Origin of the sequence: Pandoraea thiooxydans (assembly GCF_001931675.1) — a bacterium.
Classification (GTDB): domain Bacteria; phylum Pseudomonadota; class Gammaproteobacteria; order Burkholderiales; family Burkholderiaceae; genus Pandoraea; species Pandoraea thiooxydans.
Window position 1 is genome coordinate 3584231 of the sequence record NZ_CP014839.1, and the last position, 21316, is coordinate 3605546.

The 21316-nt window shown below is 60.6% G+C and carries 26 protein-coding genes and 1 pseudogene; 8 read left to right on the forward strand and 19 right to left on the reverse strand.

Features of this window, described 5'->3' with window-relative positions; translation table 11 throughout:
• Position 1 precedes the first annotated feature (1 nt).
• Both cydB and cydX read left to right on the forward strand, forming a co-directional pair.
• A complete protein-coding gene (gene cydB, locus PATSB16_RS16400; protein WP_047216676.1) occupies positions 2-1141 on the forward strand; it encodes a cytochrome d ubiquinol oxidase subunit II in 1140 nt (379 codons plus the stop codon).
• Positions 1142-1151: 10 nt separating this feature from the next.
• Positions 1152-1274, forward strand: coding sequence for a cytochrome bd-I oxidase subunit CydX (gene cydX, locus PATSB16_RS16405; protein ID WP_047215130.1), 123 nt, complete (start codon positions 1152-1154; stop codon positions 1272-1274).
• Between the two features lie 62 nt (positions 1275-1336).
• On the opposite strand, the gene cyoE is transcribed toward cydX, so the two are convergent.
• The 4 genes from cyoE to PATSB16_RS16425 form a co-directional block, all read right to left on the reverse strand.
• On the reverse strand, positions 1337-2242 hold the full coding sequence (gene cyoE, locus PATSB16_RS16410) for a heme o synthase (protein ID WP_047215131.1): 906 nt from the start codon (positions 2240-2242) through the stop codon (positions 1337-1339).
• 18 nt (positions 2243-2260) lie between these two features.
• The gene (locus tag PATSB16_RS16415; protein ID WP_047215132.1) at positions 2261-3391 is read right to left on the reverse strand and encodes a COX15/CtaA family protein; all 1131 of its coding nucleotides are present in this window, start codon (positions 3389-3391) and stop codon (positions 2261-2263) included.
• Positions 3392-3464: 73 nt separating this feature from the next.
• Positions 3465-4112, reverse strand: coding sequence for an SCO family protein (locus PATSB16_RS16420; protein ID WP_047215133.1), 648 nt, complete (start codon positions 4110-4112; stop codon positions 3465-3467).
• Between the two features lie 6 nt (positions 4113-4118).
• On the reverse strand, positions 4119-4832 hold the full coding sequence (locus tag PATSB16_RS16425) for an SURF1 family protein (RefSeq protein WP_047215134.1): 714 nt from the start codon (positions 4830-4832) through the stop codon (positions 4119-4121).
• A 118-nt stretch (positions 4833-4950) separates the two neighbouring features.
• Here PATSB16_RS16425 and PATSB16_RS16430 point away from each other — a divergent pair, with 118 nt between their 5' ends.
• Positions 4951-5154, forward strand: coding sequence for a twin transmembrane helix small protein (locus PATSB16_RS16430; RefSeq protein ID WP_047215135.1), 204 nt, complete (start codon positions 4951-4953; stop codon positions 5152-5154).
• Between the two features lie 86 nt (positions 5155-5240).
• Here PATSB16_RS16430 and PATSB16_RS16435 read toward each other — a convergent pair whose 3' ends face one another.
• The 8 genes and pseudogenes from PATSB16_RS16435 to bioC all read right to left on the reverse strand — a co-directional run bounded on the left by PATSB16_RS16435 (position 5241) and on the right by bioC (position 11596).
• Positions 5241-6101, reverse strand: coding sequence for a cytochrome c oxidase subunit 3 (locus tag PATSB16_RS16435; RefSeq protein ID WP_047215136.1), 861 nt, complete (start codon positions 6099-6101; stop codon positions 5241-5243).
• A 40-nt stretch (positions 6102-6141) separates the two neighbouring features.
• On the reverse strand, positions 6142-6363 hold the full coding sequence (locus tag PATSB16_RS16440; RefSeq protein ID WP_047215137.1) for a DUF2970 domain-containing protein: 222 nt from the start codon (positions 6361-6363) through the stop codon (positions 6142-6144).
• The gene (locus PATSB16_RS16445; RefSeq protein WP_047215138.1) at positions 6356-6928 is read right to left on the reverse strand and encodes a cytochrome c oxidase assembly protein; all 573 of its coding nucleotides are present in this window, start codon (positions 6926-6928) and stop codon (positions 6356-6358) included. The genes PATSB16_RS16440 and PATSB16_RS16445 overlap by 8 nt, the downstream gene beginning before the upstream one ends.
• Before the next feature lie 26 nt (positions 6929-6954).
• Positions 6955-7116: a cytochrome oxidase small assembly protein gene (locus PATSB16_RS20930; protein ID WP_156884786.1), complete on the reverse strand. Its 162-nt coding sequence runs from the start codon at positions 7114-7116 to the stop codon at positions 6955-6957.
• A gap of 31 nt (positions 7117-7147) precedes the next feature.
• Entirely contained in the window at positions 7148-8737 is a 1590-nt protein-coding gene (ctaD, locus tag PATSB16_RS16450; protein WP_047215139.1) for a cytochrome c oxidase subunit I, read from the reverse strand.
• Between the two features lie 84 nt (positions 8738-8821).
• Positions 8822-10003 (reverse strand): annotated as a pseudogene (gene coxB, locus PATSB16_RS16455) (cytochrome c oxidase subunit II); the annotation flags it as partial.
• Positions 10004-10024: 21 nt separating this feature from the next.
• Entirely contained in the window at positions 10025-10495 is a 471-nt protein-coding gene (locus PATSB16_RS16460; RefSeq protein WP_047215141.1) for a DUF2244 domain-containing protein, read from the reverse strand.
• 180 nt (positions 10496-10675) lie between these two features.
• Positions 10676-11596 carry a malonyl-ACP O-methyltransferase BioC gene (gene bioC / locus PATSB16_RS16465; RefSeq protein ID WP_047215142.1) on the reverse strand — a complete coding sequence of 307 codons (921 nt, stop codon included), beginning with the start codon at positions 11594-11596 and terminating at the stop codon, positions 10676-10678.
• Between the two features lie 104 nt (positions 11597-11700).
• Here bioC and PATSB16_RS16470 point away from each other — a divergent pair, with 104 nt between their 5' ends.
• Both PATSB16_RS16470 and trmL read left to right on the forward strand, forming a co-directional pair.
• Positions 11701-12450 (forward strand): ComF family protein, encoded by a 750-nt coding sequence (locus tag PATSB16_RS16470; RefSeq protein ID WP_047215143.1) that lies wholly within the window; start codon positions 11701-11703, stop codon positions 12448-12450.
• A 21-nt stretch (positions 12451-12471) separates the two neighbouring features.
• Positions 12472-12942, forward strand: coding sequence for a tRNA (uridine(34)/cytosine(34)/5-carboxymethylaminomethyluridine(34)-2'-O)-methyltransferase TrmL (gene trmL, locus PATSB16_RS16475; protein ID WP_047215144.1), 471 nt, complete (start codon positions 12472-12474; stop codon positions 12940-12942).
• Here trmL and PATSB16_RS16480 read toward each other — a convergent pair.
• The 4 genes from PATSB16_RS16480 to PATSB16_RS16495 all read right to left on the reverse strand — a co-directional run bounded on the left by PATSB16_RS16480 (position 12915) and on the right by PATSB16_RS16495 (position 15235).
• Positions 12915-13949, reverse strand: coding sequence for an NAD(P)H-dependent glycerol-3-phosphate dehydrogenase (locus PATSB16_RS16480; protein WP_047215145.1), 1035 nt, complete (start codon positions 13947-13949; stop codon positions 12915-12917). The genes trmL and PATSB16_RS16480 overlap by 28 nt on opposite strands.
• 34 nt (positions 13950-13983) lie before the next feature.
• Positions 13984-14487, reverse strand: coding sequence for a protein-export chaperone SecB (gene secB, locus PATSB16_RS16485; RefSeq protein ID WP_047215146.1), 504 nt, complete (start codon positions 14485-14487; stop codon positions 13984-13986).
• A 66-nt stretch (positions 14488-14553) separates the two neighbouring features.
• Positions 14554-14817 (reverse strand): glutaredoxin 3, encoded by a 264-nt coding sequence (gene grxC, locus PATSB16_RS16490; RefSeq protein WP_047215147.1) that lies wholly within the window; start codon positions 14815-14817, stop codon positions 14554-14556.
• 10 nt (positions 14818-14827) lie between these two features.
• Positions 14828-15235 (reverse strand): rhodanese-like domain-containing protein, encoded by a 408-nt coding sequence (locus tag PATSB16_RS16495; protein ID WP_047216677.1) that lies wholly within the window; start codon positions 15233-15235, stop codon positions 14828-14830.
• A gap of 108 nt (positions 15236-15343) precedes the next feature.
• On the opposite strand from PATSB16_RS16495, the gene gpmA reads away from it, so the two are divergent.
• The 3 genes from gpmA (at position 15344) to PATSB16_RS16510 (ending at position 18635) form a co-directional block, all read left to right on the forward strand.
• A complete protein-coding gene (gene gpmA / locus PATSB16_RS16500; RefSeq protein ID WP_047215148.1) occupies positions 15344-16090 on the forward strand; it encodes a 2,3-diphosphoglycerate-dependent phosphoglycerate mutase in 747 nt (248 codons plus the stop codon).
• A 162-nt stretch (positions 16091-16252) separates the two neighbouring features.
• Positions 16253-17791 (forward strand): S41 family peptidase, encoded by a 1539-nt coding sequence (locus PATSB16_RS16505; protein ID WP_047215149.1) that lies wholly within the window; start codon positions 16253-16255, stop codon positions 17789-17791.
• A 76-nt stretch (positions 17792-17867) separates the two neighbouring features.
• Positions 17868-18635, forward strand: coding sequence for a HesA/MoeB/ThiF family protein (locus PATSB16_RS16510; RefSeq protein WP_047215150.1), 768 nt, complete (start codon positions 17868-17870; stop codon positions 18633-18635).
• Positions 18636-18642: 7 nt separating this feature from the next.
• Here the strand turns inward: PATSB16_RS16510 and ptsP are convergent, their stop codons facing one another.
• The 3 genes from ptsP to PATSB16_RS16525 form a co-directional block, all read right to left on the reverse strand.
• A complete protein-coding gene (gene ptsP / locus PATSB16_RS16515) occupies positions 18643-20379 on the reverse strand; it encodes a phosphoenolpyruvate--protein phosphotransferase (RefSeq protein ID WP_047215151.1) in 1737 nt (578 codons plus the stop codon).
• Positions 20380-20480: 101 nt separating this feature from the next.
• The gene (locus PATSB16_RS16520; protein ID WP_047215152.1) at positions 20481-20750 is read right to left on the reverse strand and encodes an HPr family phosphocarrier protein; all 270 of its coding nucleotides are present in this window, start codon (positions 20748-20750) and stop codon (positions 20481-20483) included.
• 9 nt (positions 20751-20759) lie between these two features.
• Entirely contained in the window at positions 20760-21170 is a 411-nt protein-coding gene (locus PATSB16_RS16525) for a PTS sugar transporter subunit IIA (protein WP_047215153.1), read from the reverse strand.
• Positions 21171-21316 lie beyond the last annotated feature (146 nt).

Here is a 21316-nt window from a genome sequence, read left to right on the forward strand (position 1 = left end):
GTTGGATTACACAACACTTAAATTGATCTGGTGGGTGCTGATCGGCGTGCTGCTGATCGGCTTTGCGTTGACCGACGGTTTCGACATGGGTGTCGGCGCGCTACTGCCGTTTCTCGGCAAGACTGATAGCGAAAGACGCATCATCATCAACACGGTCGGACCAACCTGGGAGGGCAACCAGGTCTGGTTCGTTACCGCCGGCGGCGCCATATTCGCCGCCTGGCCGCTGGTGTACGCCAGCGCGTTTTCTGGGCTCTATGTCGCGTTGCTGCTGGTGCTCTTTGCTCTCTTTTTCCGGCCGGTCGGCTTCGATTACCGCAGCAAGCTGGACAACCCGCAGTGGCGAAGCGCCTGGGACTGGGCGCTGTTTGCCGGCAGTACCGTGCCCGCACTCGTGTTCGGAGTCGCCTTCGGCAATCTGCTGCAGGGCGTCCCGTTCTTTTTCGACCGGGATCTGCGCGTGACGTACACAGGCTCCTTCTGGGCGCTTTTGAATCCGTTCGCACTGCTGTGCGGGCTGATCAGCCTGCTCATGCTTGTCTCGCACGGCGCGGCATTTCTGAGAACCAAGACGGATGGTGCGGTCGCTGCCAGGGCGTCACGAATTCTTCGGATCACGTCGCTGCTCACCGTGTCGCTATTTCTGGTCGCGGGCGTCTTCGTCGCGAAAATCATCCCGGGTTACTACCTCCTGACGGATTCGACAGTGACCGACGGCCCCGCTAACCCGCTGTTGAAATCGGTATTTAGCGCTCCCGGGCTGTGGCTGAGCAACTACTCGCAATATCCATGGATGATCATCGCGCCGCTGCTCGGATGTGTCGGCGCCCTGCTCGCCGCGTTGCTGGCGAATTCCCGGCTGCAAAAATCCGGATTCATGGCAACCGGCTTGATGATTATCGGCATCATCCTGACTGCGGGCTGCTCGATGTTTCCGTTCGTCATGCCCTCGTCGAGCTCGCCGCAAAGCAGCCTGACGCTATGGGATGCCGCGTCCAGCAAATTGACGCTCGAAATCATGCTGCTCACCGTGATCGTATTCCTGCCTGTCGTGCTGCTGTATACCGGCTGGGTCTATCGCGTGATCCGCGGCCGTGTCACGGCCGAAACGATCGAGCAGAACAAACATTCGATGTATTAAGGAGTCGGCAATGTGGTATTTCACCTGGATTTTGGGCGTCGGTGTCGCCCTGGCCTTTGGCATCATCAATGTCATGTGGCTGGAGGCCCATGAAGACTTTGAGCGCCGCGAGCAGGACGGCAACGCAAGCTGAATGCCCAAAAACAAACCGGCGCACCCTGCTTGGCGCGCCGGCTTCTTGCATCTGCTTCGGGCTCAGACGTGGGCGAAGATACGTATGTAATGATCGATCAGGAGCGCGGCAAAAATCAGGGAGAGATAGACAATCGAGTACCTGAAAGTTTTGCGCGCCAATTGATCCGAGTAAGCGCGCCAAAGCTTCCAGGCGTAAGCCAGGAAAATCCCGCCGAGAATCACTGCTCCGGTCAAATACGTGAGTCCGTTCATGCCGTACGCATAGGGCATCAGCGACACGGCGAACAGCACGATGGTGTAGAGCAAGATATGCAGGCGGGTGAATCGCTCGCCGTGTGTCACCGGCAACATCGGCAGACCCGATTTAACGTAGTCTTGACGCCGGTACAAAGCCAACGCCCAAAAATGCGGTGGCGTCCACACAAAGATAATCAGAACCAGCATCCAGGCTTCCGGTGGTACCGAGCCCGTGACGGCCGCCCAACCGAGAGCCGGGGGCATGGCGCCAGCAGCGCCTCCAATAACGATATTCTGCGGCGTCGCCGGTTTGAGAACGATCGTATAGATGATCGCGTAACCGACGAACGTGGCGAAGGTCAGCCACATCGTCAGTGCATTGGCAAAGGTATCGAGTACCCACATGCCCGTGCCGCCGAGCACAGCCGAGAAGACGATGATCTGCAGCGGGGTGATTTCCCCGCGTGCCGAGGGGCGCCAGGCCGTGCGACGCATCAGCGCATCGACTTTCTGCTCGACCAGGCAATTGATGGCGAACGCGGCGCCCGCGAGCAGCCAAATACCAATCGTGCCGCCGATCAGCACTTGCCACGGCACCATCCCGCGCGTCGACAGAAACATGCCGATGACGGCGCAAAACACCGCCAACTGCGTGACGCGAGGTTTGGTAAGCGACCAATACTGTGCGAAGCGATTGGCCGGGAGTGAGGGGGCAGTGGTACTTTCCATGGCGCGTGTTGTCGTGCGCTACACCGAGCGGGAGCCTGCGTTGCCAAGCGAGTCAGCCTGGGGCGAGTGCTGGCGTGTCTGAGCACGTGCCAAACGCCCGGCCGTAACGATGTGATAGTTTAACATAACAAGCAATAACAGCATGAAGGCCGCGCCGCCCGTGTGAGCCACGGCGATAGGCAGCGGCCATTTAAGTAAAATATTCCCCAATCCAGTAAGCAATTGCGCCAGCAGCATCAGCAAGAGCAGCGTAGCTGTCTTTCTCAGGGCGGTCACGCGACGCAATCGAACGCCGAGCCAGGTCAAATACGGAATGACGACGAAGGCGAAGGTGCGGTGCACCCAGTGAATCGCCACCAATGCATCCATCGGAATAATTTCCCCGCCGGCCGTGCGCCCAAGTGCGCGCCATAACTTAAAGCCATGGGCGAAATCCATGGGAGGGATCCAATCACCGCGACATTTCGGGAAATGGGTACATGCCAGCACTGCGTAATTCGTGCTGACCCATCCACCGAGCGCAATCTGCATCGCCAGCAACACCAAGCCACCGAGCGCGAACCAACGCCATCGCAGCAACGTCCCGTCTGGCACAACGATCTCCTGACGCGAGGCCAGCCAGGTCAGCACGCCCAATAACGTGAGCGCCAACAGCAGGTGCGTGGTGACGATGATGGGCTGCAATTTCATCGTCACCGTCCAGGCGCCGAAGGCCCCCTGCAAACAGACCAGAAGAAAAGCGCCCGTTGGCAGCCACGGCGACTGCTTGAGTTCCTTGCGCTTTACCCAGGCCAGCACCATCAAGGTAATGATGAGAACGCCAATGGCCATCGCAAAATAGCGATGGATCATTTCGATCCATGCTTTCGTGAAAGTGACCGGTCCGGTGGGCAGGGCCGTTTCGGCTGCACGAATCTCACTGTGTGCAAGAAATGGCGTAGCTGTGGCGTAACAACCCGGCCAGTCCGGGCATCCCAGCCCGGAGTCCGTCAAGCGGGTGAAACTGCCGAACATGATCAGGTCGAAGGTGAAAAACACTGCTACCCACGCCAATTTGCGAAATTTGTTGCGATTCCCTTTAGTCTTGACGTAAAGCAGCGGGATCAGCGCGATAGACAGGCCGATCAGCCCCAATTGAAGGACATACATACCGAATAATTTCCGATTACCGGCAACACAACGCCGGGCTACTTGCCAATCGGCAAAACTCGCGCCGGCAATGTCAGCCGACGCTCGACCATTTAAGCAGTTTCACCAGATCCTGATTGATTTTTACCGGATCCGGATTCTTGGGAAATATCATCATCAGGTGACCGACCGGATCCACCAGATAGATATGATCACGCAGACTGGTGTCGGCAGACGCCGGCAACCATGCCCGCAATGCAGCCGGATCGGCCCGTAGCATACGTGTCTGGGCATAGGCGGTGCGGATTTTCGGCTGAATTGGCGCATCGTCGGTTACCAGCCAGACGGGGAGAACGCGAGCGCGCTGCTCACCTTGCAGCGTCCGAATCTGGCGCATGTAATAAAGTTTCGTCACACACGCCTTGTCGCATGTACCGCTGTCAGCGCTTACCATTAGCCACTTGCCCTTGAACGCGGCCAGTGCGATTGGCCTGCCCGCTTCATCAAGCACCTGGAGATCCGCGGGAATCGGGCGCTGCGGTGCAATCAACTCACCATAGTTGGTCTGGCCGCCGTGCGGCTTGACGACAAAATAAGCGAAAAATGCAGCCACGATCGGCGCCGCGCACACGACAAATATCGCGATGATCGTCAGCCGGGCGCGGCATCGCCTCCGCGCCGCCGAAATCCGGGCGGTCGAGTGCATGGTCAATTCGGTTTCACCGGAGTCCGATGCCTTCATATGGGGTCACTCATTGGGGGTTTTCTCTGCCGACCGGATCACGGCTCGTCCGCGCTTGTATGCCATGCGCAAGCTCATCAGCAACAGCACCAGCGCCAAGCCGAACCATTGCGCGGCATAGCCATAATTGCGCGCCACGTCCATCGTCGGCTTTGGCCAATCCCGTATCAGGTGGTCGTTCAACGGACTGGTCTGCATGATAACAAACGGCTGCAATGTCAGCCCCGTCTCTTTCTCATAAGCGGCCACGTCAAGGTTCTGCCGAATCGCTGCGCCCGGCGGGGAGCCATTGCCGAGCTCGAACGCCCGGCTGGGATTGGCCCTGGCGATGCCTTCGACCTCGACCAGACCCACCGGGGTGGGATAGGGCATGATCGCGGTGCGATCCCGTAAATCGCGCGGCAGCCAGCCACGATTGACCAGCACATAGCGCGGAGCGCCCGAGCCATCTATCTCCAGCGGCATCACCACGTAAAATCCGGGCAGGCCGTTATGCGGCCGGTTATCCAAATATACGGCGCGCTCCGGCAGGAACCGTCCGACCACCCTGACGCGGTGATACGCCACAGCCGACAGGCTCAACGGCGCCCGCCCGACCTGAATGGGCGCGGCATCCGCCCACTGGTCGATCCGCGCCTGGCGCGCCAGCCTCTCGTGCGCCCGCTGCAATTGCCACACGCCCAACCCGCAGGTCAGCGCGATGCCCAAAAACACCGCCATGGCCGATCGCGGCCGGCATCCCCGCCATATAGTTCTAAACACGCTCACCTCGTCGATCCGTCATTCCATCCCCGTGCGATGGTGCGATAATGCAATCTCAAGCGCTCTCTGACAGATCATGCGTATTATTGTTGCCATTGCATTTGTCCTGATTCTCGGAAGCCTGGCTTCCGCGCTGGTCTTCATGATGAAGGACAAGGGAACGACCAACCGCGCGGTTCATTCGCTGATGTTCCGGGTCGGCTTTTCGATCAGTCTGTTCCTGTTCATTTTATTCGCCAACTGGATGGGCTGGATTCACAGCACCGGCATCCGCTACTGAGCTCTTGCCGGGTTCATCACCGGAGCCAGCGAACCCACCAAAGAAAAACGCCGCCGAATCTGGCGGCGTTTTTGCAATGGCAGGCGCTAGAGCCAATACACTACGACGTAAAGCCCCAGCCAGACGACATCGACAAAGTGCCAATACCAGGCCGCTCCTTCAAAGCCGAAGTGATGTTCCGGCGTGAAGTGGCCCTTCAGAATACGGATCAACATCACGCTCAACATCACCGTGCCCATCATGACGTGAAAGCCGTGAAAGCCGGTCAACAGGAAGAAAGTCGAGCCGTAGATGCCCGAGGTCAGCTTCATGTTGAGCTCGTGGTAGGCGTGGAAGTATTCAAATCCCTGAAACCCCAGGAAGGTAACCCCAAGGCAAATCGTCAGGAATAACCAGAAGGCCGCGCGAGCCCGCTGGTTGGCACGCAAGGCGTGGTGGGCAATCGTAATCGTCACACCCGAACTGAGCAGCAATGCCGTGTTGAGCGTCGGGATCGGCCACGGGCCCATCGTACCGAATTTATCAACCGTGCCCGCCGGCCCGAGGGTTGGCCAAACGGCGGTGAAATCGGGCCACAGCAGCTTGGCGTCGAGCCCTGCCAACTGGGGCAGCGCGAAATTCCGCGCGTAGAACAAGGCGCCGAAGAAGGCCGCGAAAAACATCACCTCGGAGAAGATGAACCAGCTCATGCTCCACCGATAGGACACGTCGACGTTGCGGCCGTAATGCCCGCCCTCCGACTCGCCGATGGCATCCGCAAACCATCCGCGCAGCACGAGCAGCAACCCAAGCATGCCGACCGTGAAAGTCCACGGCGCGAAAGACAGGCCGTTGACCCAGCCAGCCGCCGATGCCAGTATCACCAGCAAACCGGTGCTGGCAAGAACAGGGTAGCGCGACGGGGCTGGCACGAAATAGCGAGATGCCGTCTGGTGTTGACCGCTCATTGTTGTTTCTCCACTTGAGTCCAGTTTTTCCGCATTCTTGTTACTTGGCCAAATTGATCGCCACTCGAACCAACAAAATCAATATCGCAATGAACAGCGCCGCCCCCACCAGCCCCGCCACGATCACATGTACCGGATTGAGCTGCGCCATATCGCGGTCGTGATCCTTGCCCTTGCGTACGCCAAAAAACGACCAGAACACAGCGCGCATTGATTGGCCGAACGATGGCTTGCGTCGAACCGCCCGCTTGAGGTCATCCATCGTCATTCTCCCGTTGATCCGTCGCGGCATCGGTCGACGTCGCGCCTAACTCAAAAGAAGTATAGGACAGCGTGATCGCCGGAATCCCCTTGGGCAACTTGGGATCGACGACGAAAACCACAGGCATCTGGCGGCTCTCATTGGGTTGCAGCGACTGCTGTGTAAAGCAAAAACACTCGATCTTCTTGAAGTGGCTGGCCGCTTCGGCCGGCGCGTAGCTGGGGATCGCCTGCAGACGAACGGCGTGGTCTGTCCGGTTGCTCACTTGGTACAACACCTGGGCAATTTGCCCGGGATGCACCGTCATGCTCCGCTGCAACGGCTCGAATCGAAACGCGCCTCGCGCGTTGGCATCGAATTCGATGGTAATCGCGCGGCTCTCATCGACCTGCGTGTTACGCACCAGTGCAAGCGAGCTTTTATCGCCCACGCGGTTAATCCCGGTCAAATTGCAAAAAGCGCGATAGAACGGCACCAACGCGTAACCGAATCCAAACATAAATGCGACCAGCAGCAACAATTTGCCGAAAGTGCGTCGGTTTGCGCGCCGGTTGCGCTCGATCATGACGGATTCCTGAAATGGTTATCGCACTAGAAACCCAGCAATTTGACTTTCACCATGACACCAAAGAAAAAGATCGCCACGATCGATACCAAGATCCAGGCCAACCTGATGTTCCTGGCGCGAGCATCCTGTCGCGATTTTTTCTCTTCCTGCTGCGAAACCATGGCATCCCCGAGCGGGATGAGCAATCACGCTCATCCCCGTGTTGACCGGACCGGCTCAGAGAACCTGAGGCGGCGTCTCGAAGGTATGGAACGGCGCCGGACTCGGCACCGTCCACTCGAGCCCCTCCGCACCATCCCATGGCTTGTCCTCGGCTTTCTTGCCGCCCCGATAAGCCGGCAGGGCGACGCAAAAGAGGAAATACACCTGCATCAGCCCGAACCAGAAGGCCCCGACAGTGGCAATCTGGTTGAAATCCGTAAATTGCGCCGGATAGTCAGCGTAGCGGCGCGGCATGCCGGCCAGTCCCAGGAAGTGCATCGGGAAGAACGCCACGTTGAAGGAAATCAGAGAACCCCAGAAGTGGATCTTGCCGCGCAGCTCGCTATACATATGGCCAGTCCACTTGGGCGACCAGTAATACCACCCCGAGAACAGCGCGAACAGCGAACCGGCAACCAGCACGTAATGGAAATGCGCCACCACATAGTACGTGCCGTGCAGTTGAATATCGATCGGCGCCATGGCCAGAATCAGGCCGGTGAAGCCGCCCATCGTAAACACGAACAGGAAGCCGAGCGCGAACAGCATCGGTGTCTCGAAGGTCAGCGAACCGCGCCACATCGTTGCCACCCAGTTGAACACCTTCACGCCGGTCGGCACCGAAATCAGCATGGTCGCGTACATGAAGAACAACTGGCCGGTCACCGGCATGCCGGTGGCGAACATATGGTGCGCCCAGACCATGAACGACAGAATCGCGATCGACGCGGTCGCATACACCATCGAGCTGTAGCCGAACAGCCGCTTGCGCGAGAACGCCGGGATCACCTGCGAGATGATGCCGAACGCCGGCAAAATCATGATGTACACCTCGGGGTGCCCGAAGAACCAGAACACGTGTTCGTACATGATCGGGTCACCGCCGCCGGCCGCATTGAAAAACGACGTGCCGAAATGGCGATCGGTCAGCAGCATGGTGAGTGCGCCAGCCAGCACCGGCATCACGGCGATCAGCAAATAGGCCGTAATCAACCATGTCCAGCAGAACATCGGCATCTTCATCAGCGTCATGCCGGGCGCGCGCATATTCAGAATGGTGACGATAATGTTGATCGCCCCCATGATGGACGAGGCACCCAGAATATGGCCGGCAAAGATCGCCATGTCCTGGCCCGGGCCCATCTGAATGGACAGCGGCGCGTACATCGTCCAGCCGGCGGCAGTCGCGCCGCCCGGCGCGAAGAACGAACCCAGCAACAGCGCGCCGCCCACCGGCAGCAGCCAGAAGCTGAAGTTGTTCATCCGCGCGAACGCCATGTCGGGTGCGCCGATCTGCAGCGGAATCATCCAGTTCGCGAAACCCACGAACGCCGGCATGATCGCCCCGAAAATCATCACCAGGCCGTGCATCGAGGTCAGTTGGTTGAAGAATTCGGGCCGCATGATCTGCAACCCGGGCTCGAACAGCTCGGAGCGGATCAACAGGGCCATCACGCCACCGGACAGCAGCATGACAAACGAAAAGCACAGATACATCGTGCCGATGTCTTTGTGATTCGTCGCGAACAGCCACCGACGCCACCCATGCGGATGGTCGTGTGCGTGAACGTGATCCGCCACATGATCGTGAGCGATGGAACTCATACCGAATCTCCTTCTTGAAACTCGTCGAACCGCACTTTAATTATTTTCTGATCGAACACGACACCCGGGCGGCACTCGCACTCAGGGCATCTTACCGTTGCGTGCCGCCGCCACTTGCCGGGGCTGCAACACATCACCGGTCTTGTTACTCCACGAATTACGTTCGAATGTGATGACCGAAGCGATCTCGACGTCGCTCAAGTGGCTCCAGTTCGGCATGACGTTCTTGCCATGCAGCACGATATAGACATGATTGGCAATCGGGCCGTTGGCGATCTTCGAGCCGTCAAGCGCGGGGAACGGACCACCGCCCTTGCCGTTCGCCTGGTGACATGCCGCGCAATTCGCCATGTAAACCTGACGGCCACGTGCCATCAATTCGGCCATCGTGTAAGTCTTGTTCGGGTCGTCCGCCAGAGCCGCCATCTTCTGCTTTTCCGCATCGACCCACTTGGTGTAGTCAGCCTGCGACACGACCTTGACCACCACCGGCATGAAGGCGTGCTCCTTGCCGCACAGCTCGGTGCAGAAGCCGCGATACACGCCAACCTTGTCCGCCTTGAACCAGGTATCGCGCACGAAACCCGGGATGGCGTCCTGCTTGACCCCGAAAGCGGGAACATACCAGGAGTGAATCACGTCATTGGACGTTGTGATGATGCGGATTTTCTTGTTGACCGGCACAACCAGCGGGTTATCCACCTGTTGCAGATAGGTATTGCTCTTGGGCTGCTGACCGTCGATCTGTTCGCGCGGCGTCGAGATAGTGGAAAGGAAGCTGATGCCTTGTCCTTCGCCATTGATGTAATCGTAGCCCCACTTCCATTGATAGCCCGTCACCTTGACCGTCAAATCGGAGTTGCTGGTGTCTTTCATCGCCACCACGGCTTTGGTCGCGGGCAATGCCATCAAGATCACGATGATGAACGGCACGACCGTCCAGATCACCTCGACCGTCGTGCTTTCGTGGAAATTGGCCGCCTGATGGCCCTTGGACTTACGGTGCATGATCACCGAATAGAACATCACGCCGAACACGCCGATGAAGATCACGAAGCAAATGATCAGCATCATCGTATGCAGGCTGTACAGCTCTTGTGCAATTTTGGTCGCAGGCGGCTGGAAGTTGAGCTCGTTGACCGCCGGGCCGCCCGGCATATTGGTCACGGCCATCGCGGGAACACAGGCAAGCAGCATGCCACTCGCCAGCAAAGCCGCCCAGGCACGTTTCATTGTTTTCATAGCTTCCTTACCCAAAATTACAATTCAATTCTTATCTGCTCGCCTTCAGGCGCACCGCCGAAGCCAGCCTCGCAGTTCGCGGGCAAACGGCTCACGCCGATGGTACGCCAGATACTTCCCGAGGGGCAGCGCCTGCCGCCCTGCGCATAAAGTGATGCGCGTGCGCGGCTGGCCGTCCACCTCGATGCGCACCCAGCGCGGGTTGAACGCATATTGCGTCAACCGGTCGGCAGACTGCTGCTCCACCACAAGTTGCTCTGGTGATAGCCGAATGTACTCGTAATCCGTTGCGTGTCGGGCATAAACAACAAAAGCTGCGCTCACGGCCAGCAAGTCCAACCCAGTAAAAGGCAACACAAGCCATGCGCCGCGGATCGCCACCAGAACAGCGACACCGAGCGACGCGGCCACCAGCGACAGGTAACACATGACGAACTGGCGTGGGGACATGGCGCAATTTCGCTTGAGCATCCAGTCCTTGAGCACAACGTCGGTGTCCCGGCAGATCGCTTGCATTGGTTTCACCCTGAGGTAAATCGCTGCTTTCTGGCCTTTATCCCAAAAGTTCCCTCCTTCTGGGCGACAAACTGCCGCATTATAGACCTGCGTCTTTGCGAACGACAAGTTTGATACCGGGTATTAAAAAGTACGTAAGAAGGGGGGCCGCCCCCGTCAATCCAACGCTCGCAACGCGTATCAGATGACGGTTGACCTGCGTCCGCCGATGTCCTGCAATCGCACTACCGCGTTGCCCTGCTCGTCAGTTTTTTCGGGCGTGCGCCAAGCGTGGCCGTAAATGAATTCAAAGGTGAGCGCTAACACACCATCCGGGCGGCGCTGCTGCTCCAGCGCACGGCATAGGGCGCGGTATCGCCGACGTCCCGTTAATCCGCGAAAGCGTTCCGGCATCGGGTTGCCGCCAAGCAACCTGACGTCCCGCAACAGGGCAGCCGGCGTTTCATAGGTAACGGTAAACGTCTCCATATCGACCACCGGCAGGCCGAAACCGCTCTGCACCATCATATCGCCGAGGTCATGCATATCCGTGAAAGCGATAACATGTGGCATCGCGTCGACGGCAGCCCAGGCAGCGCGCAATTCGCGCAGGGTGTCCGGGCCGAACGTCGAAAACAACAACAGCCCATCGGTGCGCAGCACCCGATGCCATTCGGGAATCACGCGGTGAGGGTCCTGGCGCCAGTGCAGGGCCAGATTCGACCAGACCAGATCCAGCGCACCGTCCGCGAGAGGCAGCGCGCCGAAATCCGCCTGAACGACTCCCTGCGGCGGCGCACGCCTGAGCCAGCGCCGCCAGCCGTCGGCCGCGCCTTGCTCGGCGGCGGTGCGCGCCATGCCCAGCGACAAGTCGGCCCCGACCACATAGGCTTGCGGATAACGCGCGTGCAATGCCGGAAAATCGGCCCCTGTGCCGCAGCCTGCATCCAGGATGCGTGTTGGAGCCAGCTTGATGTAGTCCAGACGTTCGAGCAACCGATGCGCCACCTCGCGCACCAAAAAATCGGTATCTGACCAGCGCGGCGCGCGGCGGTCGAACACGCGGCGCAAATGGCGGGAATCGAAGTTCGATCGGGCTTCGGCGGCGGAGGGTGGTTTCATGGCGGAGCTCATTGAGGCGGCAGTATACTCGCCACTGCGGCAGGCCGTCTCAGACCGGCTTTCACCGGCCGCGAAAACCGGTTTGCCTGGAGTATGACGTCCCTGTGTTTGTCCATCCGCTGTCATCGAAGATTCGCCGCAAGCTCGCAGTGAGCCTGCAACGGGTGCTTGACGCCGCTCTGCCCAATACTTGCCGGCTGTGTGACGACGTCGCCCACGGCCTGGTGTGCGCGGCATGCGCACGTGATTATTGGCACGACCAGAGCCGAGGGCGTTGCGACGTCTGCGGGATCCCGCTGGCGCCGGGCATGGACACGGGTCGCTGCGGCAATTGCCTGGCGCGGCCTCGCGCATTCGATGCCACGGTCACGCTACAGGATTATCGGGCGCCACTGGATCGCTTGATACTGGCCCTGAAATTTCGCGCCGACCTTCCCCTGGCCCGCGAGTTTGGCTATCGCCTGAGCCAGGCACTGCGGCCGCGCGTTGCGGGCCCCGACGCGCTGATCGTGCCCGTGCCGCTCTCGCCAGACAGGCTGGCCACACGGGGCTTTAACCAAACCTGGGAAATTGCCCGCAACGTTGCTCGCCACCTGGGGCTGGCCAGCCATCCGCATGCCCTGCATCGCGTACGTGAGACGGCGCCGCAAAGCGGCCTGGACATCGCCGCACGGCGGCGCAACGTGCGGCAGGCGTTTGTCACTGGCACAGAGGTGCGAGGGCGTGAAATCATCGTCGTGGACGACGTCATGACCACTGGCGTCACCCTCGACGAAATCGCCAAGACGCTCAAGCGGCAAGGCGCGGCGCGCGTCGTCAATGCGGTCGTGTTGCGTACGCCGCCGTCCAACTGATTACTTTCAACATCAAACGCTATGTTCAATGTCGTTCTGGTCGAGCCGGAAATCCCCCCTAACACCGGCAACGTTATCCGTCTGTGCGCCAACACCGGCGCACGGCTCCATTTGGTCGAGCCGCTGGGATTCCCGCTCGATGACGCCAAAATGCGCCGCGCCGGGCTGGACTATCACGAATACGCGCAAATGCACGTGCATGCGAGCTGGCAGGATTTCCTCGAGACGGAAAGGCCGTTGCCCCAGCGCATGTTCGCGCTGACCACACGCGGCACGCGCCGCTTCGGCGAGCTGCCGCTGGAGGCAGGAGACTGGTTCATCTTCGGGCCCGAGACTCGCGGCCTGTCTGCTTCGATTCTGGAGACCTTTGCGCCAGAGCAGCGCGTCAGGCTGCCGATGCGCCCGACGAGCCGCAGCCTGAATCTCTCCAATACCGTAGCGATCGTCGTGTTCGAGGCGTGGCGTCAGAGTGGTTTTTCGGGCGGCGTGTGAGCCCTCTCGGCGCGGGCGTCGCGCTTCAATAGCGATTCGACTGCCGCGCGAGGCGTCAACTGCTCAAACAGGACGGCGCACACCGCCTCGGTTATCGGCATCGTGACCTGATGCTGGCGGGCGAGCGCCAGCACGGTCTGAGCGCAACGCACGCCCTCGGCCACATGTCCGAGCGCGGCAAGGACCTCGTCCAGCGTGCGGCCCTGTGCCAATTGCAAACCGACGGTCCGGTTGCGCGACAGGTCGCCGGTGGCGGTCAGAATCAAATCGCCCACGCCGCTGAGCCCCATGAAGGTCTCGGGCCGCCCGCCCAATGCCACGCCCAGGCGCGTCATTTCTGCCAACCCCCGGGTCACGAGTGCGGCCCGGGCATTCATCCCCAGGCCAAGGCCATCGCTGATGCCTGTCGCGATTGCGAGCACGTTTTTGACCGCGCCCCCGACTTCGACACCGATCAGGTCGTCGCTGGAATAAACGCGCAATGCGCCGTGATGGCAGGCGCGGATCACGCGGTCGCACAACTCGGTGGAACGGCTCGCCACAGTGAGCGCGGCCGGCAGGCCCTGGGCCACTTCCCGAGCGAAGCTCGGCCCCGACAGGATGCCGGAATGCGCCGCGGCTTCGTCGCCCAGGACCGCCGCGACGACCTGGTGCGGCAGCAGTCCGGTGCCGGCCTCGAAGCCCTTGCACAACCAAAGCAGTTGCATGGGTGCGGTGCCGCTGTCGCGCAGGCGTTCGCACAGCCCGCGCAGGCCCGCTACCGGTACCGCGGCCACGCACAATGTGTCGGCGCCGGCCGCATGGGCCAGCGCACGATCGAAATCGGCATCGAAGCGCAGCGCCGGCGCCAACGTGCAGCCCGACAAGTAGACGGCATTCTCGTGCGTAGCCGCCATTTCAGCGGCGCGCCCGGCGTCTCGCGCCCACAGCAACACGTCATGACGCTGCGCCATGTGGCTTGCCAGCGCAGTTCCCCATGCGCCTGCGCCAAATACCGAGACTCGCATGAAATGTGTGGCGGGAGGGCGGTTTGCCAAGCGCTTAGTGAGGACGCGCGGCAGAGCCGTCGGGCATCACGATCCCGCTGTCATCGGCGCCGGTCTCGCCTTGCTGCTCGGCCAGTGCGGCCAGGCGTTGCTCGTAGAGCGCCTGGAAGTTGATTTCCGACAGATGGATCGGCTGGAATCCGGCACGGCTGATCGCATCGGCGATGTTCGAGCGCAAGTACGGATAGATGATCGTCGGGCAAGCGATGCCGATCAGCGGATCGAGTTGCTCGGCGGGCACATTGCGAATGTCGAATATCCCGGCTTGCTTGCCTTCGACCAGAAATGCGACTTTCTCGTTGACCTTGGCCGTTACGGTGCCGATCACGACGACCTCGAACACACCTTCGGCCAGTTGCTCGGCGCCCACATCGACCTGCACTTCGACCGTGGGCATATCCTGCTCGAGGAAAATGGCCGGCGAATTGGGCTGCTCCAGCGACAAATCCTTGAGATAGACGCGCTGAATATTGAAAAACGGCTGTTGCTGGTCGGACATGGGATTTCCTTGAAAAATGAACAGCCGCGCATGCGCGCGGCCGATGAAGCCAAAGAGGCCGTGACCCTAGGCGACTTGCTGCAGCAAAGGCACCAGGCCGCCGGCTCTGTCGAGTGCCGAGAGATCGTCGTATCCGCCGATATGCCGATCGTCGATGTACACCTGCGGGACCGTGCGACGACCGGTGCGCGACATCATTTCCTCCCGTCGACCGGGTTCCTTGTCGATCAGGATCTTTTCCACGTGCTCCACGCCACGCGAGCGAAGCAGGCGCTCCGCCATCTGGCAATAGGGGCACACCTGAGTGCTGTACATCACAACTTTGGCCATTGCAAATTCCTTATTTCACGATCGGCAGGCCGGCTTGCTGCCATGCCTCGACGCCGCCCTGCAGGCTGAAGGCTTCGGCGTAGCCGAGCTGGCGCAGAATCGCCAGCGCCTTTGCGGACCGTTGGCCGCTGCGGCACACCAGCAAAACGGGTGTAGTCTTGTTCTTGGCCATCTGGCCCGCCTTTTTTTCGAGCTCCTCGAGCGGCACGTGCTTCGCTTGAGGCAAATGCCCGCCGCTGAACTCCTCATCGGTGCGCACGTCGAGAATCAGCGCATGCCGGCGGTTGATCAATTGCGTCGCTTCGATAATCGACACCCCGCGGCCCCGCCGCGACAATACAGGCCAAGCCAGCAACCCACCGGAAATCAGGGCGATCGCGATCAGGACGAGATTGGAGTAATCAGCAAAAAACTTCACGAACCACCCGAAAAAATCAAAATAATCCAACCATTATAAAATAATCCGTTTGGCGTGCCTGTCGTCCCGGGCTGCGCGCACAGATTTTTTACTCTAATTGAACCGCTTATGTACAAACTCGTGCTCATCCGTCACGGCGAATCGCTGTGGAACAAGGAAAACCGCTTTACAGGCTGGGTCGACGTCGACCTCACCGAGAAGGGGGCGACCGAGGCACGTCATGCCGGCCAGCTGTTGCGCGAAGCCGGCTTCGTTTTCGATCTGGCCTATACCTCCGTGCTCAAGCGCGCCATCCGCACGTTGTGGCACGTTCAGGACGAGATGGATCTGATGTGGATTCCGGTGGTTCACTCGTGGCGCCTGAACGAGCGGCATTACGGCGCCCTGACCGGGCTCGACAAAGCCGAGACCGCCGCCAAATATGGCGATCAGCAAGTTCTGGTGTGGCGCCGCAGCTATGACACCCCGCCGCCGGCCCTGACCGCGGGCGATTCGCGCGACGCCTGCAGCGACCCGCGCTACGCCAGACTCAAGCGCGAGGAGATCCCATTGTCCGAGTGCCTGAAAGATACCGTCGCCCGGGTCATGCCGGTCTGGAATGAATCGATCGCGCCGGCGATCCGCTCGGGCAAGCGCATCGTGATTGCCGCCCACGGCAACTCGCTGCGTGCGTTGATCAAGTATCTGGACGACGTGTCCGATCAGGACATTGTCAACCTGAACATCCCGAACGGTATTCCCATCGTCTATGAACTGGACGAGAATCTCAAACCGCTGCGCCATGAGTATCTCGGCAACCAGGCCGAAATCGCCAGCGCCATGGCATCGGTAGCCAGCCAAGGCAAGGCGCGTTAACCGGCACTATTTTCGGATTCGCCGGAACCTGCGCGAACCACCCGCGCGGGTTCCGGTCGAATGCGAAGGCCGCGTCGCCGGGCCGGCAAAAGGTTATACTTCGCGAATTGTGCGTCGATTTTTCGAGTATCGGCGTGCCGTCAAACCGGAATTGATCCCCCTATGCGCCAACACCTCAAACACATCGGCCTCATCACCCTGGGCCTGATTACGGGCATTGCGGCCACCCTGGCTTTTTCGCTGGCATCCGCGCAAAGTGCGCCCTCCCCCTTGCCGCTGGACCAGCTGCGCCTGTTTGCCGAGGTGTTCGGCCAGATCAAGCAGGAATACGTCAAGCCGGTCGACGACAAGAAGCTGATCACGGCAGCCATCAAGGGCATGGTTGCCAGCCTCGATCCGCACTCCGCGTACCTGGACAAAAAGGACTACAAGGAGCTGCAGGAGCAGACCAACGGGCAATTTGCCGGCCTGGGCATCGAAATCGGTCAGGAAGACGGCATGGTGAAAATCATTGCTCCGATCGAAGATACGCCCGCGTTCCGCGCCGGATTGCGTCCGGGCGACCTGATCACCAGCATCAATGACAAGCCGGTACGTGGCATGACGCTGGACCAGGCGGTCAAGAACATGCGCGGCGCACCCGGCACCAAGGTCACGCTGACGATCTATCGCAAGACCGATCAGCGGACTTTCCCGGTAACCATCACGCGCGCCATCATCAAGGTGCACAGCGTCAAGTTCAAGATCGTCTCCCCCGGCTACGCGTGGGTTCGCATCACGAGCTTCCAGGAGCGCACCGTTCCGGATCTCGCCAAGACCCTCCAGCAAATCGCCAAGGAACAGCCCCATCTGAAAGGCCTGGTGCTCGACCTGCGCAACAACGGAGGCGGCATTCTGCAATCCGCAGTCGGCGTGTCGGCGGCCTTCCTGAAGCCGGATGCGGTCGTCGTCACCACCAACGGGCAGATCGCGGACGCCAAGCAGACCTATCGCGCAAACTTCGACAACTATCGCCTGAGCGCCAGCCCCGAAGATCCGCTCAAGAACGAACCGGCGATCTTCAAGACCGTGCCGATGGTGGTGCTGGTCAACGCCTACACCGCGTCAGCCTCCGAGATCACCGCCGGCGCGCTGCAGGATCACAAGCGCGCGATCATCATGGGCAAAACGACCTTCGGCAAGGGCTCGGTGCAAACCGTACGCCAGTTGTCGCCGGACACCGCGCTGCGCCTGACGACCGCTTATTACTACACGCCGAGCGGGCGCTCGATCCAATCGATCGGCATCACGCCGGATATTCCGGTTGACCAAAGCGCGAATGGCGATCCGGACGATATCCTGGCCACGCGCGAAATCGATTATTCGAATCACCTGCACAACCTGCAGGACCCGAACGAGCAGAAGCAGATCGAGCAACGCGAGAAATTGCGCCTGGAAGCGCTGCGCCGGCTCGAGATCGAAAATGCCAAGAAGACTCCCGCGGAGCTCGAAAAAGAAAGCAACGCGCGCCTGCCGGACTTCGGCAGCTCGGGCGACTTCATGCTGCAACAGGCGTTGCACGAACTGAAGGGCGAGCCGGTTCAGCGCTCCAAGTCGCCAGTTGCAACGGCCGACGCAACGACTTCGGCACAGGCCCCGGGCAGCGCTTCGGCACCCGCGGCGCCGGGCCCCGCCAGCAAGGCGCCTGCCGGCAAGAAGTAATTGACTTACACTGACAGCCGGACCTGGCAACCGCCGGTCCGGCTTTTTTACGTCTGCACTTTATCGCGCCGCATCCATGGACGATTCACAGTTACTGCGTTACTCCCGCCACATCCTGCTCGATGAAATAGGTATTGAAGGCCAGCAACGCCTGATGGACGCCCATGCGGTGATCGTCGGCGCCGGCGGGCTGGGCTCGCCCGCAGCTCTTTACCTGGCCGCATCGGGCGTCGGCAAGCTCACGCTGCTCGATGACGACACGGTGGATCTGACCAATCTGCAGCGGCAGATCCTGCATGACACGCAAAGCGTCGGACAACCCAAGGCGGCATCGGGGCAAGCCCGCCTGGCACTGATCAATCCCGAGGTGCGGGTCGATGCGGTTGTGCTGCGTGCCGATCAGGCGTTGCTGGAAGAAATGGTGGCCGAGGCTTCGGTGGTGCTCGACTGCAGCGATAATTTCGCGACGCGACATGCGATCAACCGGGCCTGCGTCAGCCAAGGGGTGCCGCTCGTTGCCGGCGCCGCCTTGCGTTTCGATGGGCAGGTCAGCGTGTTCGACCCGCGCGACAACGCCTCCCCCTGCTATGAGTGTCTTTTCCCTGCCGACCAGGAGTTCACCGAACAGCAATGCGCGACGATGGGCGTGTTCGCGCCGCTGGTCGGCATCATCGGTGCGGTGCAGGCGGCCGAGGCGCTAAAGTTGATTGCCGGGATCGGGGTATCGCTGGCGGGGCGACTGCTGATGCTCGACGCACGCACCATGGAGTGGAGCACGATGCGCTGCGCCGCCAATCCGACCTGCCCGGTCTGCTCGAGCCGGCGAGCTCACTCGCCGCAATGAGACGGGGTTAAACGGTGGCAAGCCGCGCCAGCGCAGCCTGCAAATCCTCCGGCTCGACGGCCGCCAGCACATCCTTGACCACCGGCTCCAACGCGGGCAGATAAGCCCGCAGCACCTCCTGCTTGACCTGGAGGATCTGGCTCGGATGCATGGAAAACTCCCGCAGCCCCATGCCTAGCAAGAGACGCGTGAGCATCGGATCGCCGGCCATCTCGCCGCATACGGCGATCGGCACCCCGGCGGCCCGGGCCTCCCGAATCGTGCGCGCAATCAATTGCAGCACGGCCGGATGCATCGGGTCGTACAAATGTGCCACCGCATTGTCGGCACGATCGATTGCCAGCGTATATTGGATCAAATCGTTGGTCCCGATCGAGAGGAAATCCAACCGCTTGAGAAACATCGGCAACGCCAACGCGGCCGCCGGCACCTCGACCATCGCACCCAACTTGACATTCGGATCGTAAGCCAATCCGGCCGCATCGCACTGCCGCTTGGCCTCCTGCACCAGTTCGAGCGTTTGATCGATCTCCTGGGCATGCGCAAGCATGGGAAACAAAATGCGCACCGGACCGAGGGCCGACGCGCGCAGCAGCGCACGCAACTGGGTCAGAAACATGCGCGGCTCGGACAGGCTCCAGCGAATTGCGCGCAGCCCCATCGCCGGATTTGCGCCGTTTTCATAACTCTCGTGGCCATCCAGCGATTTATCCGCGCCGACGTCGATCGTGCGGATCGTCACCGGCAATCCCTGCATGGTCGCAACCGCACGGCGATAGGCTTCGAATTGCGCCTCTTCGTCCGGCATGTCGGCCTGGTTCATGAAGAGAAATTCGCTGCGGAACAGGCCCACGCCGACCGCGCCCGCCGCGACCGCCGCCTCGGCGTCTTCCGGCAATTCAATGTTGGCCAGCAGCGCCACCGGCGTGCCGTCGATGGTTTGCGCGGGCGAATAGCGCAAGCGTTGCAATCGCCGCTGTTCGAGCACCTTTTCGCTTTGGCGATAGCGATACTCCTCAAGGATCATCGGCGCCGGATCGATGATCACTACCCCTTGATCCCCGTCGATAATGATCAGATCGCCTTGCTCGATCAATTGGCTGGCGTGCTGCACCCCCACGGCCGCGGGAATGCCCAGGCTGCGCGCCACGATGGCGGTATGCGACGTCTTGCCGCCAAGATCGGTCACGAAGCCTCGAAACACCTGGGTCTTGAATTGCATCATATCGGCCGGCGCGATATCGCGCGCCACCACGATCATGTCGTCGCGAGGCGCCTGGACCGCGACCGACCGAATACCGGGCACCCCTGCGAGCACCTTCAGCATGCGGTCGGCAACTTGCTCGATATCGGCCTTGCGCTCGCGCAGGTATTCGTCTTCGATGTCTTCGAAACGGGCGATCAGCGCCTCGACTTGCGTCATCAAAGCCCATTCGGCGTTGTAATGACTCGAGCGGATCAAGTCCAGCGCCGTGTCGGCCAGCATGGCATCGTTGACGATCAGCGAGTGAACGTCGAGGAACGCCGACATCTCACCCGGCGCATCCGCCGGCAACTCGGCCTTGAGCGTATCGAGTTCCTGCTGCACGGCGCGGCGCGCCTCGTAGAAGCGGGCGATTTCGCTCTCGACTTGCGAGGGCTCGATCAGGTAATGCGGAACATCCAGTGTGGCTGCGGCAAGCAGATAGGCACGTCCGATGGCGATGCCTTGAGACACCGGTATTCCATGCAAGGTGAACGACACGCGGGACTCCCGATTTTATTGTCGTAGACGCTGGGAACCGCCGATATGTTCCAAATATTCGGCAGTCGCCAACGGCATTTCAAGCGCGGCGCAGCGCCCTGCTATTCCCCTTCGCCGAATCGATCGGCAATCAGCTGGAGGATGGCGTCCATGGCTTGCGTCTCATCCTGGCCCTCGGTCTCCACCTCGATCGTGGATCCGATACCGGCTGCCAACATCATAACGCCCATAATGCTCTTTGCGTTGATACGGCGGCCGTTCCGGGTGAGCCAGACTTCGCTCTGGAAACGCGCGGCCAGTTGCGTGAGCTTCGCCGATGCACGCGCATGCAGGCCAAGTTTGTTGATTATTTTGGTTTCTTGTCGAAGCATGTATTGACTTCAAGAGGATTGAAGAGTCGGCGCAGAACACGCCCCAACTTGCAGAATGCCCTGGGCGCCCCCGGCCAGCACCTTATCGACCAGCGTCTCGAGCGGCACCGTGCGATAGCAGACCGCCTTGATCAGCATCGGCAGGTTGACACCCGCCAACACGCGTACATCCGGTGCCGCAAGCTGCGCCGCGATATTCGACGGCGTAGCGCCGAACAGATCGGTCAGCACCAGCATGCCGTTGTCTTCGCGCAGCGCCTGAACCTGTTCGCGAGCGGCAACCAGCAGGGCCGCAGGATCCTGGTCCGCCTCGACGTCGAGCGCACCGATATGCGAGGGACAACCGCAATAGATGTGTGAAAGGCATTCCCGCAGCGCCGTGGCGTACGGAGCGTGAGCGACTATTAAGATTCCTGCCATACCAGCCCGGCCTTCATGTGCCTGCCACGCCCCGGCGCGACCAGCCATGGTTTACCGCGATAAGTTTCCGAGGAACGCATTGTAACAGGGCCAAAAAGCCCGATTTCCTACATCTCCGGGCGCCATTGGACAGCCGCTTTGCACCG

Excerpts from the sequence above, each read along its gene's own strand:
- cydX (WP_047215130.1), top strand. The coding sequence starts at position 1,152 with ATGTGGTATTTCACCTGGATTTTGGGCGTCGGTGTCGCCCTGGCCTTT.
- cyoE (WP_047215131.1), bottom strand. The coding sequence starts at position 2,242 with ATGGAAAGTACCACTGCCCCCTCACTCCCGGCCAATCGCTTCGCACAG.
- PATSB16_RS16415 (WP_047215132.1), bottom strand. The coding sequence starts at position 3,391 with ATGTATGTCCTTCAATTGGGGCTGATCGGCCTGTCTATCGCGCTGATC.
- PATSB16_RS16420 (WP_047215133.1), bottom strand. The coding sequence starts at position 4,112 with ATGAAGGCATCGGACTCCGGTGAAACCGAATTGACCATGCACTCGACC.
- PATSB16_RS16425 (WP_047215134.1), bottom strand. The coding sequence starts at position 4,832 with ATGGCGGTGTTTTTGGGCATCGCGCTGACCTGCGGGTTGGGCGTGTGG.
- PATSB16_RS16430 (WP_047215135.1), top strand. The coding sequence starts at position 4,951 with ATGCGTATTATTGTTGCCATTGCATTTGTCCTGATTCTCGGAAGCCTG.
- PATSB16_RS16435 (WP_047215136.1), bottom strand. The coding sequence starts at position 6,101 with ATGAGCGGTCAACACCAGACGGCATCTCGCTATTTCGTGCCAGCCCCG.
- PATSB16_RS16440 (WP_047215137.1), bottom strand. The coding sequence starts at position 6,363 with ATGGATGACCTCAAGCGGGCGGTTCGACGCAAGCCATCGTTCGGCCAA.
- PATSB16_RS16445 (WP_047215138.1), bottom strand. The coding sequence starts at position 6,928 with ATGATCGAGCGCAACCGGCGCGCAAACCGACGCACTTTCGGCAAATTG.
- ctaD (WP_047215139.1), bottom strand. The coding sequence starts at position 8,737 with ATGAGTTCCATCGCTCACGATCATGTGGCGGATCACGTTCACGCACAC.
- PATSB16_RS16460 (WP_047215141.1), bottom strand. The coding sequence starts at position 10,495 with ATGCAAGCGATCTGCCGGGACACCGACGTTGTGCTCAAGGACTGGATG.
- bioC (WP_047215142.1), bottom strand. The coding sequence starts at position 11,596 with ATGAAACCACCCTCCGCCGCCGAAGCCCGATCGAACTTCGATTCCCGC.
- trmL (WP_047215144.1), top strand. The coding sequence starts at position 12,472 with ATGTTCAATGTCGTTCTGGTCGAGCCGGAAATCCCCCCTAACACCGGC.
- PATSB16_RS16480 (WP_047215145.1), bottom strand. The coding sequence starts at position 13,949 with ATGCGAGTCTCGGTATTTGGCGCAGGCGCATGGGGAACTGCGCTGGCA.
- secB (WP_047215146.1), bottom strand. The coding sequence starts at position 14,487 with ATGTCCGACCAGCAACAGCCGTTTTTCAATATTCAGCGCGTCTATCTC.
- grxC (WP_047215147.1), bottom strand. The coding sequence starts at position 14,817 with ATGGCCAAAGTTGTGATGTACAGCACTCAGGTGTGCCCCTATTGCCAG.
- gpmA (WP_047215148.1), top strand. The coding sequence starts at position 15,344 with ATGTACAAACTCGTGCTCATCCGTCACGGCGAATCGCTGTGGAACAAG.
- PATSB16_RS16505 (WP_047215149.1), top strand. The coding sequence starts at position 16,253 with ATGCGCCAACACCTCAAACACATCGGCCTCATCACCCTGGGCCTGATT.
- PATSB16_RS16510 (WP_047215150.1), top strand. The coding sequence starts at position 17,868 with ATGGACGATTCACAGTTACTGCGTTACTCCCGCCACATCCTGCTCGAT.
- PATSB16_RS16520 (WP_047215152.1), bottom strand. The coding sequence starts at position 20,750 with ATGCTTCGACAAGAAACCAAAATAATCAACAAACTTGGCCTGCATGCG.
- PATSB16_RS16525 (WP_047215153.1), bottom strand. The coding sequence starts at position 21,170 with ATGGCAGGAATCTTAATAGTCGCTCACGCTCCGTACGCCACGGCGCTG.